Here is a 15165-nt window from a genome sequence, read left to right on the forward strand (position 1 = left end):
AAACTGGCTAGATTATTGAGCGTCGGATTTGGAACCATGTTTGAATCTGTATTAGCCAATGTAGTACATACAAATGAAATAATTTGAGACAACCTATTATAATCTTCAAGGCTATCTGCTTGAGTTTCTGCATAATGCTCAATTTGTGTTAATAATTCTTTGATTTGCTGAAGATTTGTATGTACTTGGTGATTTTCAATGCGATCAATCCATTCAGACATAATATTACCTCGATTTAAAAAGAGAAAAGGGTCTGCCTTTGACTCTTATTCATCTTCCCCACTTCATCTGACGATCTCCTTTACCCTGCTTACATCCAAAACAAAATTAAAAGAACAAACAGGGGAGCCCTTGATATTGGACTGTTCCCAACAATTATAAATTAAAAACAATTGGATTCCCCGACCTGTCCCGCCATCTTGTCCCGTCATAGCTTTATGCGACGACGGAAGCCTTGGCGACGGCGGATCAGTCGGGGAATGACGTCCGGTGTTTAGATTCTCGCCCTGCCCTGTTAAATGATATTTTTATCCCGCTACGTTGATTTAACAGGGTTCACCCTATTAAATGTTGTTACACAGCCCGCTATGCGGATTTAACAGGGTAAAAAATGACGACAAAAATACTATTAATAAAAATCTTGATTCAATATTCCCAGTACACAACACGGGATCTCTGACAAGATTCAAGATTTTAGAAAAAACGATAAGACTGATAAGACAATTAATCATTATACCCGAAAATATAATGGGTAGGTTTAAGGCTAATTTTTTGAAAAAGTAAGGGAAAAGATAGAGGTCAAAAGCAAGAAGTCAGGAGTCAGAGGTCGGAGGTCAGTAAGAAATGCGGGGAATCAGGCTATAGGCTTTAAGCGGTTTGAGAAATATTTAAATGCAGCAGGGAATCCCACAAGGGTGTATTGCCGAACGATTAAGAGAAAAAGAGATCAGAGATCAGCATTTACCAAAAATGGCAACATTGATAGTTTCGTAAAAAAACTGAATCTCACAAAAAGCCACAAAGTCGCAAAGGTAAATACTTAAAATAAAACTGTTTTTCTTGGTGTTCTTTGTGCCTTTGCGTGATAAATTACCCTTTTACAAATTATCAAATATTTTAATTTTGCAATTAATGTGCCATCAGCCTGGTAAGGCATTGTGTGGAATGGGTAAAATAATGGTTCGGGAAGAGAGTCCGGGTCTATTTTTGACGCACCTCAAAACATCAATAAATTAAATATGTTAAGGTGTAATGATGCTGAGGTGCGCTTAATTTTTTCATTCATGCTATACAGAATTAATTCTAGTCATACTCAACCGGGGCATCAGGAAGTCCGCATGAACCGTCAGCGCACTGGTCAGCCTTACCTGCCCGCCATTTATCTATGGATGAGCTTGTTACATATGCAAAGTCGCACGCCTTGAAGAATGGCCCTGTTTCGCCCCCGGTAACAATGATATTGATCTTTTCAGGGTCATAATATGGTTTTATAACCGCATCACCGGGCAGTTTTTTCCAGGAGGCATAGGGTTCAACACCCTGATCCGCAAGAGGCTTTGTAAGAAAATCCACATAATCGGTCCGCCAGAAACGGTCTGCTGTCATTTGGGCTGTTTCGGAGATGGCTTTGCTGAAATCCTCTTTTGTAGCATACCCCTCTGATTCCTTAACTATTTTTGCTGCCGATGGATCAATAATTACAGTTGCTGAAGCATTGTATGCGGAAAAGGCCTGCAAAAGTATTGCCGCCTCTTCGGCATGAGACCTGAATGCAGCCCCTCCCATGCTGTGGCTCATGGTCCAGCCGCGGAATATGCTCACGACGCTATCGTCAGGGTTAAAACCTTTCTGTACATGGAAAGGCTGCCATACACTCTTTTCCTCATTCTCTGCAATGCAAAGATTATTATAGGCTATTGTGTTCCCCTGTGATGACCATAAGGTTCCCTTTATCCTGTTCCCACCTGTTACATGGCCTAATAGTGTCCATGCCCTGCCTATGGTGGAGTTTGCGATATTAATGGGGCTGAATGCGCCGATACCGGAGTTCATGCCTGTCTCATTTCTGATAGGACCGTTTACAACAATCATGGCTGCAAATGGGGTGGTTGACCCCATGATTGCCCTCTCGCCTGTGGCTACGACTGCAAGGATCACAGGGAAAAACTCCGGCCTTGCGCCTGCCATTACGGCGACTATTGCAACATCCATAACTGTAACCTTGACAGGGTTAAATGGATTTGGTTCTGCCACAATATCATCCGGGGATGCGGATGTCCCTTTGAGCATACGCTCGACACGTTCCTTTGTCGGGAGTATTACCGGCAGGCCGTCTGTCCAGCCCTTCTCATAGAAAAGGCGCTGAAGATTATCTTCGGTATCAGGGGTTAGAAAACTCTTTTCATTTTTATCCTGTGCCTTTTTAAATTCAGCCCTTTTTTTTGGCGGTTTTGTAAGGGCGTCAATGATCTCATCAGACACGATCCTGCCTGTTTCAGGGTTCTTGCCAGTGATGTATCCCATGAGTGCATCATCATGAGCGCCCACAACCGGATGGGCAGTGTAAATAAAGGGGGTGTCACCGCCAAAACCCCCTTCTGCCGCCTCTTTAAAGGCAATGGTTGAAAGCGATGCCGTGGGGATACCCATTGCTTCAAGCTCCCTGCAACCGGAGGCGACCCCTCCGACACAGCCGGGTCACCCTGCTACACCAAGTATTGCGGCATCACCCTTTTCGCTGATCTCTTTATACAGTTCAGGGGCGCTTCCCATAAAGGGTGTGCCCGGTTTTCGCCTGCGCACTGTCTTAACTTTTGGCATATTTTTGGTAAACCATTGCTGAAGCTGTATCATGAACCTTGCGCTCCCGCCAAAACCTGTATCAACAAGGTAGACGGTTTTATTATCAAGGGAACCGGGGCGCTTTGCCATTGTGTATTCAGACTTCGCAAGGAATGCGGTTTCAGGTAATCCGCCTACACGGCCAATTTCCGGGTTTATTACGTTTGAAATCAGATTGCCTGCCATTTTTTGCCTCCATCTTTATGCCTGGTATAAACAGAAGAATAAATTTATTCAACAGGTGGATAATACATTATGTTATACTTGGGGCCAATTAATATTTTATTTTTTTATGTGTTGATATATTTATTAAAAAATGTTTCGTTTCCGAATAATATAGATAAATCTACAGATAGTCAGCAGGATAATATTTTTAACCCAATGAATAAACCTTATATGCACAGGAGGATAACTTGAATTCTAAAAAATTTTTCATGGGATATCTTTCCATATTTTTATTTGTACTGATCAGCACCTGTACAAACTCTCTGGCCCAGACCCCTGGAAGCCCCACCTCTTTTGCCGCTCCCAAAGTTGCTTTGCATCCCCTGCTAAAAAATGCCCCGGAGCTTTCATTAATGGGTAAAAACTGGGATGGCAACTCCGCACTTGCGCTTGAGATGGAGCGGCAGGCCCCTAAAAAGGTCATTAACCGCACTGCCATGAAAGGGATACAAATGAACACCGGTACAGGTGAAAAGGTTGCCTTGAGTACAGTCTATGACCAGACCTTTACTGCCCATGCAGCCCTCGGCAGCCAGTTGAATAAAATTCCCACTACAGCCCTGGTGGGCAGGCCGCAGGTCAAAGAGGCAATAGTAGAATTCCCTGAAAGCCTTGTCATGATCCGTCAGGTCAGGGTGGTCATTCGCGACCCAAAACAGGCGGCAGCAGCAGCGCCTGAGCTGGCATCCTTTCTTGCACCGGTGGATCATGCATCTGTTGCCAATGCGACTGTTAACTCGCTGCCAGCGGATGAGCAGGAGGCCTTCCGCCGATTTCTCAAGGAAGAGCTGCCCCTTCTTGATCCTGATGATCCTCTGCGCTTGGCCCTGCAAAATGGCGGAGAGGACGCTGTTCTGCGCGCTGCCCTGAGCGGTGAAGGCATCTTTGATGTCACTGACGAGGTGGTTATTGAGCGGAATCTATATAATGATGGGGCGCTTCGTCTTTCGCCACAGATGCGTCCACTCATGATGCAACAGAAGCAGACCACCAGGGCAAAAAAACAGGATGCCATCACATCTGTAAGACATAAAAGGGCTGGCTCCGGCAGTGTTATCAATCAGCAGCCAGGCCATGAATACCAATATGAAAATGGTGAAAAGGCTGAAGGCGCCCTTGAAATAAGCGAGTCTTTTCTTGCAGGGTTCACACTTGGGCAGGAATTTAAGTGGGAGCGCAGGTGGAATTTCAGCTGTGGTTTCCTGCGCCTGACATACACTGTCGGATATGGCTTTGGTCTGCGCATACCGCTTAAACTTGAGGGAAACCTGTCGCCCACCCGTATAGTGCGTAGCTCTGCGGATGATCCCGGTCGTAATCTTAACCTCACTCTTAGAGCTTCTGCACTTGATGCGGATGAAAATTATTACAGAAGAGTGGGTGTTCCTCAAACACAGTTATTCGGAGGGCAGGAATTTGTTCTTGAGGCAGGCGCAAGGTTCAGTTATAAGCTCTACGCACTTGGGAAAGACTGGGTCAAGGGATCAATGGACGACGGGGCCTTCAGCCAGAGCTGCGACTTTACCCCGCCCATTGGAACCACACCGCGTGAGCTGTTCTCCATTGATATACCTCCAGAGGTTACACAGACCAACCTTCCCGCAGGTCCTCTCAACGGTTACCTGCAGCTTGGTTTTGTCATGCTTGGCAGCGGTAAGGCTTTAAGTCAGACAACCCTTATTGCAGACAATGCTACAATAGTGCAAAAGAGCCTCCAAATGCCTAATTCAAATATAATAACTGAGGCGCTCCACCTGCAGCCGCTTTCACCAGGCGCCCCTGGCTCGATTCAGGAACAGAAATATGGTGTGCGTATTGATGCGCCACAGTATTTTCTTACACTTCAGCCAACAGCGCGTGTGAGGGTCGGCATCTCTATTTCAGCCGGAAAACTCAAACGCTCTGTAAATACAGACTGGATCAATGTTGTAAGCCTGAACCTGGGTCAGATAATGCTTCAACCCCATGCAGGCACACGTGACTCTTACCAGTGGAATGAGGGTGTGCGTATTTTTGAGACACGTTCCAGCTCTAACAGACCTTCAGAACAGCAGATGAAGGATGCCCTGAAGGCTATTCAGCCGGGGCAGTAATTTTAATCGATAATCAAATCCAGGCAGATAACAAGATGCCCTGAGTCATTTAAAAAACTCAGGGCATCTTTACCCATGCGCAATACCCTGTAAAAGCAATTTTTTTAGTGATATTGATTTATTTACAGATCAAATTATTTATGCAATATATTTGCAGGACGCATCCGCCGTCGCTAACCACCTTTCCATCCTCCGTAGCAGTAGCTACTGCGGAGGACGGGCGCTAAAGCTTCCGCCGTCGTTAAATAACTATGGCGGGATAAAATGGTGGTCGAAGAAACTATGGCGGGACAGGAGGCGCAGGGCTCAAGGTTTATAAAACCTTTTACTGCAAAAGGAGAAACCGCTCATGTATACAAGGGAATATCTTAAAGGATTTGTAGACAAATATATGAAGGCACTGGAAATGAGCGATTTTTCCGGGGTTCCTCTATCAGCCACATACAAATACTCTGAAAACTGTGAGCTTATAAGGCTTGGTGAGGGGATCATATCATTCAGGGTAAAGGAAAAGGTCAGACTTGAGATATACGATGTGAAGACAGGTCAGGCGGCAATTCAATCTGTCCTTGATGATGATAAAAAACTCATCATGTTTTTCCTGCGCATCAGGATCGTTGACGATAAAATAACTGAAATAGAGGCACTCGTGAACACCGGGGCAAAGGGGGTGCCCATACCCTTTGACCCTGCCAACATAAAAGAGATATCAGGCAACTGGCGAAGGTCAATAAGGCCGGCAGAGCGTGATTCAAGGTTTAAGCTCATGGATGTGGCAGACGGCTACTGGCGCGCAATGGAGACAGAGGGCACTGCCGATTATGTAAGACCTGCCATAATGCCTGATGCGGAACGGTATGAAAATGGCATGCACACCACAAACGAGGTTATGCCTGATCTGTCAGAGTTGTTCGGTAAGGATGGCCCGGTATTTATCCCGGCTTACCCTTTCCCTGATAACAGCCCACATACAGCCCTTCAGGATTTTGACCACGGGGTGTGGAAAGGCACTTTAGTTAAAGACAGGCGATACCCTGTTATTGATGAGGAGAGGGGCATAATCGTAAGCCTCGCAAGGTTTGCCGGCAAGGATGATCAGTCGAACAACCCTGATGCAGGGCCTGCCCCATATGTGGCAGAGTTCTTTGCAGTTACCAGGGGATGGATAAGAGAGGTGCATGTTGTTATTGCACCGGTAAAACCCAGTGTGCCGACACCATGGCCGCTGGAGGTATGGTAGAAAAGCAGGGGTCTAGGGGCCAAGGGTTCGAGGGTTCAAGTGTTTTTTCTTTTACCCTAGACCCCTGGACCCCTAGACCCCTGGAACCCTTTTTTTTGGAGCCAAATAAATGTCTGATAATAAGGTTGATATAATTTCAGGAGAGACAGAAAAGAGTGTAGACACACCAAAAATGCACACATTTTCAATTTTATCCCTGATCTATTTTATAATTGCACATATGGCACATCACCTCTTAACTGCACTTCCGCAGCCAATGCTTCCCTATATGCAGCAGGAGTTTAAACTGAATTATACAAAAGCAGCTACAATTACCTCTGCTTTTTCCATCTCAGGCGGTCTGTCACAACTACCGGCTGGATGGCTTGCTGACCGTATTGGGCCGACATTCCTTATAACGATGGGCATAGTGGGTGTTGCTATCGGAGGTCTGTTTGTCGGGTTATCCATGAATTACTGGATGGTTATAGGTGCACTTGTCTTTATGGGGCTTATGTCAGGAGGCTATCATCCTGCATCAACTCCCCTGATTGCCATGTCCGTTCCGCCTCACTTAAAAGGAAGGGCCATAGGGTTACATCTTGTAGGTGGTAACAGCAGCTTTCTCTTTGCCCCGCTTATTGCCGCTGAAGTGGCAGGTATGTGGGGATGGAGAGGAGCCTATCTTACTCTGGCGGTTCCAACTGCGGTGCTTGGCACCATGTTCTTTTTCTATCTGAACAAAAGATATGGGAAGGCACATATAGAGGCAATGAAAAAGAAACAGACAGAAGAGAAACCCCCACAGCCGGGGTATAAGAGGCGTTTGTGGGCATTTCTTATCATGATGGTTCTTGGCGGGGGTGCAGGCGCTACCGTCCATTCATTCCTGAGTTTGTATACGGCAAATGAACTTGGGGCCACGAATGAACAGGCAGCCAGGGTTCTTGCTTGGGTCTTTATGCATGGCATATATGGCGGGTTTATAGGTGGATTCATATCGGACAAGATAGGCAGTGCAAAGGTTATAATTGCTACCGATATCCTTGGAGGACTCCTGATATTCGGTCTAGTTGGAGTTCAGGAGTACAATGTCGCATACATAGCTGTTCTTATTTCTCTAGGGCTTGTTCATGCAATCAGATTCCCGGTTGCAGAGGTCTTTATAATGGGCCAGTCACCTGCAAAACACCGCTCAATGATATACGGGATATATTATTCAACTATGCAATATACCGGTGCCATCTTTGCGCCTATCATGGGGCATTTTATTGATATATATGGTTTCCATACCATGTTTACATTCTCAGCCTATGCAGTCACAGCAGTTGCCTTTATTACTGCATTTTTTATATATGATGCGAAGGACTGATAATAAACAGGCGCAGGGTTCAGGGCGCAAGGCGCAAGGTAAAACTGTAAAAGCTTTCCCCTGTGCCTTGAGCCTTGTGCCCTGCGCCCCTATTCCTTATACTGCTGCCATATAGGATCTGCATCCGAAGCAAATCCGACCAGTGCATCATCCCATGCCGGTTTACCTGTCCCATCTTCCATTGTGTTGAGAGGAGAAGAGGATATAAAATCCTTAATGATGTTCTTAATCTGTTCTTTTGTTAAGCCACCTGTTTTTTCCATATGGAATTTTCCTTGTTTCTTGTTCTTAAGGATCATGTATAGTATAGAAAGATATAATTTTCAAAGGGGTATTTAATGACAATAAAAGAAGAGCAGATAATGGGATGTCCTTCATGCGGGCACAAACAGAAGATGGAGTTTTACCAGGCGGTTAATGTAAAACTCAATCCTGAGTTAAAGGAGCGGCTATTCAGGGGTGAGATCAACCTCTTCAAGTGCGATGAATGCGGGAACAGGGCGGTTGTTGATCTGGTGTTTTTATATCATGATGCGGATAAACGCTTCTGTATCCAGTACTGCCCCTTTGATCTTGTGGCTCAGCGCAGCGATAAGCTATCCGGAATGTATAATATAGAAGGCAAACTAAATATCCCTGCCAATATAAAGCTTCCTGAGGCGGCAAATTACATGTATGAACCCCATATTGTACTAAGCCTTGATGAGATGATCAGGTATGTGCAGTTCCGTGAGGCATTGTATGAAAAACACACTGATAAAAAGAGGTGGCATTGAAAGAAGGCTGTAGGGGCAATTCACGTAAGGGCAATTCATGAATTGCCCCTACAATTAGGGCATATTATGAAATACAACCCTGACATACACCACCGACGTTCAATACGCCTGAAGGGGTATGATTATTCCCGATCCGGTGCGTATTTTATTACGACATGTGTGCAAAACCGAGAATATTTGTTCGGGGAAATCAAAAATGGCCAGATGATTACGAATCAAAATGGGAATATTGTTTCCAATTGTTGGCTTGATTTGGTCATTCATTATGAAGATATTGTTTTAGATACTTTCGTTGTGATGCCGAATCATTTTCACGGAATTATCGTGATCACGGGGAAGGATGATAACGGCACTGTAAGGGCAATTCATGTAGGGGCAATTCATGAATTGCCCCTACAACGTCGTAAAATGTTGTTATCAAAAATTATGGGGCGTTTTAAAATGGTTACGGCAAAACAAATAAATTTATCGCGTAATACACCGGGTGTTCCTGTATGGCAACGAAATTATTACGAACACATCATCCGCAATGAAGAATCATACAATGAAATCGCTAAATACATCTGCACAAATCCTTTGAAATGGAAGGATGACAGATATTATGTATAAAATCCTTATCAATTCTGTTCAAGTTCAAAATTTACTGTTGTCTGCGCCAGTGTATTAACAACCTCTCCATTCACTGCACCGGGTTTAAAAAGCCATTTGTGAACACAGGTAATAACGCTCTGATCAAATACCCCTGATGGATTTGATTCTAATACAGTCACATCCTCCACTGCACCCTTAGTATTCACAATAAACTGTATGGTCACATACCCCTGTATCTTCTCCTTTTTGGCACGTACAGGATAAACTGGTGGAATTCGTTTAACGGATATCAACGGATGATCAAGATCACCGGCATTAAAGATATTAGGAAGGCCCAATTCAAGGGCCGATATAGTGCCCGGGGCAGGCAATTTAAAATCAGAAGATCCGGTAAGATTTGGATTTATTTCAAAGACCATGTAAGTCTTGGGTTTTGGACCTTTTTCCGAGGCAGGACTCACCAGGATATGAGGCTTTTTTGAAAGCGGCTTCAGCGGTTCAGGCTCCTTGAACTCTTCAGGGGTATCAGGCTCTAATATAAATATCTCCTTATTCTGTATAACATATCTTTCCCTGACAGGATGATTCTCTGCAGGTTTGAGAAGCGCAGGCATTATGGTAAACATGAGCAGTGTCATAAATATGGCTAATAAACCGGACCACACCCTCAGGCTCTTTATGCCTGCGGCCAGATGAACAAGGAGATATTTATTGTATCTATTCATCTATATCACCCTTTTCCTGAATTAGGCAATCTACCCACACTTTTCATCAGGCCATGGCATAGTAATTTTTTTTCTGTGAGCATGGCCTGCAGATGGTCTCGCCATTTTCTTCCACATCACGGGCATCCATGATACCCTCGCCGCATGATGCGCAGACAACCCGGCGTAATGGCCTTCCGGGCATGTCTTCGGGTTTTAAGGATACCTTCACATCCTTTACAATAAAGAGATCTTCTTCAGGTACCTTTGAGAAGTCCGGCATCTCACCGCCTTCTTTTCCCTGATCTTTTCGTCGCCCCTTTGTTGAAACCCTTACTGACTTCCCGGTTTCAAGGTTAAGAAAGGTTGCAGCCATCTTGCCATAGTCATACACCTTCATTGTCCTTTTTCCCGGCCTGCACCCGGTAAGGGCAGTAATGGCGTCAGCGCAGCATCTGTCTATCTCCACGAATACCATAAGCTTTTTTTTATCAGCGTTTTTAGGGTCTGTGATCCCGATTCTTTCAAGCCCTATCATTGTCATACGCGTTCCCAGCACAATACCTGCGCATACGCCACCATGAAATGCCTTGGCCTCTGCAATACATGTCTCATAATCCTGATAATATTTTTTTTCCATACTTCCTCCGGTGTTAAGCTGTTTTATCCAATCCCAGGTATCTCATGCGACCGGTGTTAATAATATTGATCTTATTGACACAGCTGTTAAAAAGCCTGTATCCTCCGCCGCCTTCAGCAAGTATTTCAAGGGCAAGATCACTTTTAGTCACGGCCACTGTGCCGACAAGGGCCACATTGCGCCTGAAAAGTGGTTCAGGCACAAACCCCGCTGTTGGGCCAACAATTGCGATTGCCGCATCAGCCGGGACATAACCGATGAGTTCCTGGATGCTCCCGTTTGCAATGGCTGCCCCTGTAAACACCGCTGTCTCACAGCAGGCAAGACTTTCTGATGTATACTTTGGTGAGACGAATTGCCCATAGCCCGCCTCAGCCTCTGCCTGTGTCGCCTCTTTACGGTCTATTATTGTCACGCCGGCAGGCTCCAGTTCCTTTAATCGCTTTAAAAGAGGAATTATGGCCCCCACCATACACACGCACCGGTTTTTAAAGAGCGCCTTTGTATCTGAAAGGTCACTTTCTTTACGCACCTCATAATGGCCACCATCAAAAAATGGGACTGAAAGGGCATTTAGAGTCGCGAGTCTTATGATTCCTGAAAATGGCCCGGGTGCATTTCCCTTCGCCACTTCTGCTGCAGACATGCCGCGAATGAGGGGGGAGTTTTCCTTTAATATCCGCCTGCCCGCATTTTTAACCACCTCAGGGGGCGAATATGCAACTCCACCGCATCCGTTTGAAAGCTTTACACCAACAAAAAAAACACCCACAACCAGACGTTCTATAGTAAGGTTGATAAAATCATTTCCATAATATTGAATAAGCGTATCTGTTGCCTCATCAAGTATTGGAACCGAACTCCCCTCATATGAGTAGTCTGTTTTATCAGAAGTAGATGTCAATTTTAAAGGATGTTTATTATCGGCCATTTCTATAGTGTCCTTTTCTATTTCCACATATGTATCCATGAACCGTCTTCACCCCTGTTCAATCTGAAATTGGCAATGCTTATCCCTGATTGGATGCCATCATAATCACAGTGTATCCCCCTCATGTGATGATGCTCTTTTTCCCAGTCATGGGGCTTTTCACCCAACTCTTCTCTCTTTGCCTCAACCTGTTTTTTTACTTCAGGCGTACCCCTGCCTGTGCCCACATATACCATTCCACCCGGGGCAAGAATCCGGTAAAACTCCTTAAGCGCCGTGACAGGTTCTTTCCAGAATGGTATTGATCCACGGCTTATGACCAGATCAACGGATTCGTTTGTTAATGGTATTTTGTGGACATCAGCATGGAGGGTCCTTGCCCTTTTCTTCAGGCCCGCATTTGTAATGTTTAATTCTGCCCTCTCAAGCATCTTTTCTGATTGATCCAGAAATATGAAGGCAAGGTCGGTTATTTTTGCGAGGGCAAGGCCAAGGTAGCCACCTCCTGAACCTGCATCTACGCAAAGGCCGCTTGTAATGCCGGTCTTTTCAATAATCTTTTGGGCATAATAGTCATACATGGGGCTGTCCACTCCAAGGGCGCGTCGGTCATAACCTGTTACATCCATCCCTTTTTTTCTCTCTTCGTTCAATTTCCATCTCCTGAAAAATATTCAGTCTCTTTATTTCATCTTCCAGGCCATCATACCTGAATATACAGAGCGGTTTTCTTTATATATCCCGTTCACTGCTGATGATTTATAATACTCCCGTATCCTTCTCTTTACTGTGGCCGTGCAGGGTTCAAAATGTTCAAGGGAGCTGATTGTATGATCCGCGGCCTCTTCCCACGGCATTGATATCTTTCTCTTATTATCATGGATATGCACCACAGGCCTGCACCCTTTAAGGTACAGGTATAAAAATGCATTGGTAAAAAGAGAGCCCTTTTTTGATGTATTTTTTGGGCCTGCGCCCTTAAGCACCTTCTGAACAACATCGCTCCCTATCATGGGACCGTATCCATGGTTCTGAATAAAAAAGCCGTAAAAGCCAAAACCTCTTGAGCATGCAAGCATGCGGTCAAAACCGTCTACATCCTTTACAGCAGGGCTATAGGTGACAAATACCAGATCAAACCTGTTTCTGAGGTTTAGCCTGTCAATATCAGCCGTCCACCAGGAGGCAGTAATGGTTTTCACATCAAGCCCCTTTTTATCTGTGTATGACTTAAGGCGGTCAAGCGCTTTTGAAGAGATATCAAGTGCCGTGACCTTTGCACCTGCCTCGGCAAAGGGTATTACCGCTGCACCGGGGCCGGAGCCTATATCAAGTATCCTTGACCCCTTGATTTTGAATCCCACCTCTTCCAGCATCTCGAATATCTCGCCCATGCTTTTCTTTTTTTTTCGGGGCTTACTATGTTTTGATATGCCTGTATCTGTTGTGCCCCACCTTGTGTCCCAGAATTCCGCCTGTTCGCTGTCAGATTTATTGTCAAAAACCCCTTTTGATGATCGCCAGAAATCTATCCAGTTCTGTATATTTTTATCTTTTGATCTCTCTTTCATGCTGTAATTCCTCTTAGTCATTAAGTATTGATGTCAGTTCCTCATCTGAAAGTTCATAATGGTAAAATAATGAATAAAACTGCATGGCCTTTTCCCTGAACCATTTATCAGTAAAGATATCCGGGTAGAGTACATGTGCTGTCCAGGGGATACCCACAATCCTGTTTACTCCCGGAGGCCTGTCAAACCAGTTAAAGGGTTTGCTTGGGGTAAGGTGTATATTCCTTTTTTTTACTGCCGGGATCATGTTCCATGTTTCATCCTTGTAAACCTGTTCTTTAAATTCCCGGCTTGTGGTGATGATGACATCCGGTCTCCACATCAGTACTGATTCCATGGTTACCTGGGTCATCCCTGAGCCTGTATTTACAGAACAGACAGCCACATTGAACCCTCCGCACACATCAATAAGCTGGGAATGGGGAGAACCGCTTGGGTCTGTTGAAAGGCCGTTGTTGCCCTCCGCATAATATATCCTGGCTCTTTTATCCTGCGGGATGCCTGCTACTTTGTCCTGAACCTCCTTAAGTACGCCCAGATAATAGTCATTCAGCATTTTGGCCCTGTCAGGCACGCCTAATACATCCCCCATGAATGTAATTGTTTTTGCATAACCTGTGGCATTTCTGCTGTTTTCTATGCACACCACCGGGATCGTGCCAAATTTTTCCTGCACTGTTTCCGCCCGAGAAGGGTCAAGCTCTACCTCTACACCTATAAAGACAAGGTCAGGCTTTGCGGCAATATATGCCTCATAGTTCGTTTCACCCCTGCCCCAGCCTATGTTAGGGATATTGTGATATTCCTTTGGCAGGATTTTACTTGCATCCTTAGAGGGCCCCCCCACCCAGCCGCCGAGCTTTTCAGGTGCGAGCATATAGATAAATGTTGTGGGTGGCGGAGATGTGCTTAGAACCTTTTTAATGCTGATCGGGATCTTCACCTTTCGCCCGGCCATATCGGTTATTACCCTGTATTCTGTATCTTTAGCAATTTTACCCTCAGTGCCATATACTGAAGATACCAAAACAAGGCATAGGAGAATTAGAATGATATTTTTTATTTTGTTGATTTCTGTTTTCATTTTTTTCATAAAACTACCTCTCTTTTATACTGAAACCGGGTATTTTTCATGCCCTTGCCGCGATCCTAGCCATGGGGATAATAAACGGGATATCCTCTGTAAATCTTACATTGGCCTTTATTCCATAGACAGCCTCGAGATTTTGTCCTGTCATCACATCGTTTGGCGCACCGCTTGCTATGATTTTACCTTTCTTCATCATCATGATTTTATCAGAAAACCTTGCAGCCATATTAAGGTCATGTATGGCAATTATTGCAGTGAGGCGCTGTTTTCTTACAAGTGAACGGAGTATCTCCATCACATCTATCTGATGCCATACGTCAAGGTTGCTCGTCGGTTCATCAAGGAGTATGAGCCCTGTCTCCTGTGCGAGCGCCCTTGCTATCAGCACCTTCTGCTGCTGCCCCCCTGACAGTTCAGTAAAGTAGTTCATTGCAAGCTCTTCAATGCCAAGAAGCCTTAAAACTTCCCACACCTTCTCTTCATCCCTTTTATCGCCCCTCCATGATAGATATGGCCTCCTTCCCATGAGCACCACATCAAATACCGTATTTGGGAAGCCCCTTAACGATCCCTGTGGCACATAGGCGATCTTTTTTGCTATATCGACCCTGTTCATCTTCCCTATATTGTCACGGTCAACAGTAACATCGCCTGATGATGGCTGAAGGATGCTGTCTATGCACTTGATAAGAGTGGATTTGCCTGACCCGTTTGGCCCGACAATACTTACTATCTGGCCGTCACTCACATCCATGAAAAAGTCCTTAAGTATCCTGGTGTTGTGATAACCGAAACTGAGGTTTTTGATTGAAAGCTTGTTAATCATGACCAGAACTCCTTTCGTTTTCCTTTTAAGATAAGGGATAAAAACAGGGGGACGCCTATCATGGACATTATGATCCCTGTGGGCAGCACAACAGATCCCAGGATATTCATGGAGAGTGCATTTGCTATGAGAAGTATTGCTGCGCCTATCCCGCCGCTTGCGCATTGGCGTCAAGCTAAGCGACAAATATGGTTTAAATGTTTGTAATAGTTGATTCTTCCTTTTCGTTCTTCATAGCAACAATGGCGTAGTATTACATGTTCAAGTAATAGTTCAGTCTGGTTAC

Annotated in this window: 16 protein-coding genes and 1 pseudogene; 5 read left to right on the top strand and 12 right to left on the bottom strand. The window is 45.0% G+C overall.

From position 1 onward, the window contains the following. From GX654_00690 to GX654_00700, 3 genes are all read right to left on the bottom strand, one after another. Positions 1-221: hypothetical protein (locus tag GX654_00690; protein NLD35368.1), on the bottom strand; the 221-nt coding region annotated here is incomplete at its 3' end. A gap of 1081 nt (positions 222-1302) precedes the next feature. After that, positions 1303-2649 (bottom strand): hypothetical protein, encoded by a 1347-nt coding sequence (locus GX654_00695; protein ID NLD35369.1) that lies wholly within the window; start codon positions 2647-2649, stop codon positions 1303-1305. Positions 2650-2697: 48 nt separating this feature from the next. After that, positions 2698-3027 carry a hypothetical protein gene (locus GX654_00700; GenBank protein NLD35370.1) on the bottom strand — a complete coding sequence of 110 codons (330 nt, stop codon included), beginning with the start codon at positions 3025-3027 and terminating at the stop codon, positions 2698-2700. Between the two features lie 227 nt (positions 3028-3254). On the opposite strand from GX654_00700, the gene GX654_00705 reads away from it, so the two are divergent. The 3 genes from GX654_00705 to GX654_00715 all read left to right on the top strand — a co-directional run bounded on the left by GX654_00705 (position 3255) and on the right by GX654_00715 (position 7750). Then, positions 3255-5159: a hypothetical protein gene (locus GX654_00705; GenBank protein NLD35371.1), complete on the top strand. Its 1905-nt coding sequence runs from the start codon at positions 3255-3257 to the stop codon at positions 5157-5159. A gap of 349 nt (positions 5160-5508) precedes the next feature. Then, positions 5509-6399 (top strand): hypothetical protein, encoded by an 891-nt coding sequence (locus GX654_00710; GenBank protein ID NLD35372.1) that lies wholly within the window; start codon positions 5509-5511, stop codon positions 6397-6399. A 109-nt stretch (positions 6400-6508) separates the two neighbouring features. Continuing rightward, positions 6509-7750, top strand: a complete 1242-nt coding sequence (locus GX654_00715; GenBank protein ID NLD35373.1) for an MFS transporter — start codon at positions 6509-6511, stop codon at positions 7748-7750. Positions 7751-7839: 89 nt separating this feature from the next. On the opposite strand, the gene GX654_00720 is transcribed toward GX654_00715, so the two are convergent. Beyond that, positions 7840-8013: a hypothetical protein gene (locus GX654_00720; protein NLD35374.1), complete on the bottom strand. Its 174-nt coding sequence runs from the start codon at positions 8011-8013 to the stop codon at positions 7840-7842. A gap of 75 nt (positions 8014-8088) precedes the next feature. On the opposite strand from GX654_00720, the gene GX654_00725 reads away from it, so the two are divergent. Both GX654_00725 and GX654_00730 read left to right on the top strand, forming a co-directional pair. Further along, positions 8089-8526, top strand: a complete 438-nt coding sequence (locus GX654_00725; GenBank protein NLD35375.1) for a hypothetical protein — start codon at positions 8089-8091, stop codon at positions 8524-8526. 66 nt (positions 8527-8592) lie between these two features. Further along, positions 8593-9135 (top strand): hypothetical protein, encoded by a 543-nt coding sequence (locus GX654_00730; GenBank protein ID NLD35376.1) that lies wholly within the window; start codon positions 8593-8595, stop codon positions 9133-9135. A gap of 8 nt (positions 9136-9143) precedes the next feature. Here the strand turns inward: GX654_00730 and GX654_00735 are convergent, their stop codons facing one another. From GX654_00735 to GX654_00770, 8 genes and pseudogenes are all read right to left on the bottom strand, one after another. Further along, positions 9144-9842, bottom strand: a complete 699-nt coding sequence (locus GX654_00735) for an energy transducer TonB (protein NLD35377.1) — start codon at positions 9840-9842, stop codon at positions 9144-9146. A 46-nt stretch (positions 9843-9888) separates the two neighbouring features. Continuing rightward, complete coding sequence (locus GX654_00740; protein ID NLD35378.1) at positions 9889-10461, bottom strand: formylmethanofuran dehydrogenase; 573 nt, start codon at positions 10459-10461, stop codon at positions 9889-9891. Between the two features lie 13 nt (positions 10462-10474). Then, complete coding sequence (locus GX654_00745; protein NLD35379.1) at positions 10475-11392, bottom strand: DUF364 domain-containing protein; 918 nt, start codon at positions 11390-11392, stop codon at positions 10475-10477. Positions 11393-11409: 17 nt separating this feature from the next. Further along, positions 11410-12021, bottom strand: coding sequence for a class I SAM-dependent methyltransferase (locus GX654_00750; protein NLD35380.1), 612 nt, complete (start codon positions 12019-12021; stop codon positions 11410-11412). A gap of 54 nt (positions 12022-12075) precedes the next feature. Then, positions 12076-12963, bottom strand: a complete 888-nt coding sequence (locus GX654_00755) for a class I SAM-dependent methyltransferase (GenBank protein NLD35381.1) — start codon at positions 12961-12963, stop codon at positions 12076-12078. Between the two features lie 13 nt (positions 12964-12976). Beyond that, complete coding sequence (locus GX654_00760; GenBank protein ID NLD35382.1) at positions 12977-14056, bottom strand: ABC transporter substrate-binding protein; 1080 nt, start codon at positions 14054-14056, stop codon at positions 12977-12979. Between the two features lie 37 nt (positions 14057-14093). Then, positions 14094-14879: an ABC transporter ATP-binding protein gene (locus GX654_00765; GenBank protein NLD35383.1), complete on the bottom strand. Its 786-nt coding sequence runs from the start codon at positions 14877-14879 to the stop codon at positions 14094-14096. Next, positions 14876-15040: pseudogene (locus GX654_00770) on the bottom strand (iron ABC transporter permease). Before GX654_00770 ends, GX654_00765 begins: the two are co-directional and overlap by 4 nt. Between the last annotated feature and the right edge of the window lie 125 nt (positions 15041-15165).

It is taken from the genome of Desulfatiglans sp., assembly GCA_012513605.1.
Taxonomy (GTDB): domain Bacteria; phylum Desulfobacterota; class DSM-4660; order Desulfatiglandales; family HGW-15; genus JAAZBV01.

Coding starts and splice junctions, on each gene's coding strand:
- GX654_00695 (NLD35369.1), bottom strand. CDS start 2,649: ATGGGTATCCCCACGGCATCGCTTTCAACCATTGCCTTTAAAGAGGCG.
- GX654_00700 (NLD35370.1), bottom strand. CDS start 3,027: ATGGCAGGCAATCTGATTTCAAACGTAATAAACCCGGAAATTGGCCGT.
- GX654_00710 (NLD35372.1), top strand. CDS start 5,509: ATGTATACAAGGGAATATCTTAAAGGATTTGTAGACAAATATATGAAG.
- GX654_00715 (NLD35373.1), top strand. CDS start 6,509: ATGTCTGATAATAAGGTTGATATAATTTCAGGAGAGACAGAAAAGAGT.
- GX654_00720 (NLD35374.1), bottom strand. CDS start 8,013: ATGGAAAAAACAGGTGGCTTAACAAAAGAACAGATTAAGAACATCATT.
- GX654_00725 (NLD35375.1), top strand. CDS start 8,089: ATGACAATAAAAGAAGAGCAGATAATGGGATGTCCTTCATGCGGGCAC.
- GX654_00730 (NLD35376.1), top strand. CDS start 8,593: ATGAAATACAACCCTGACATACACCACCGACGTTCAATACGCCTGAAG.
- GX654_00735 (NLD35377.1), bottom strand. CDS start 9,842: ATGAATAGATACAATAAATATCTCCTTGTTCATCTGGCCGCAGGCATA.
- GX654_00740 (NLD35378.1), bottom strand. CDS start 10,461: ATGGAAAAAAAATATTATCAGGATTATGAGACATGTATTGCAGAGGCC.
- GX654_00745 (NLD35379.1), bottom strand. CDS start 11,392: ATGGCCGATAATAAACATCCTTTAAAATTGACATCTACTTCTGATAAA.
- GX654_00750 (NLD35380.1), bottom strand. CDS start 12,021: ATGGATGTAACAGGTTATGACCGACGCGCCCTTGGAGTGGACAGCCCC.
- GX654_00755 (NLD35381.1), bottom strand. CDS start 12,963: ATGAAAGAGAGATCAAAAGATAAAAATATACAGAACTGGATAGATTTC.
- GX654_00760 (NLD35382.1), bottom strand. CDS start 14,056: ATGAAAAAAATGAAAACAGAAATCAACAAAATAAAAAATATCATTCTA.
- GX654_00765 (NLD35383.1), bottom strand. CDS start 14,879: ATGATTAACAAGCTTTCAATCAAAAACCTCAGTTTCGGTTATCACAAC.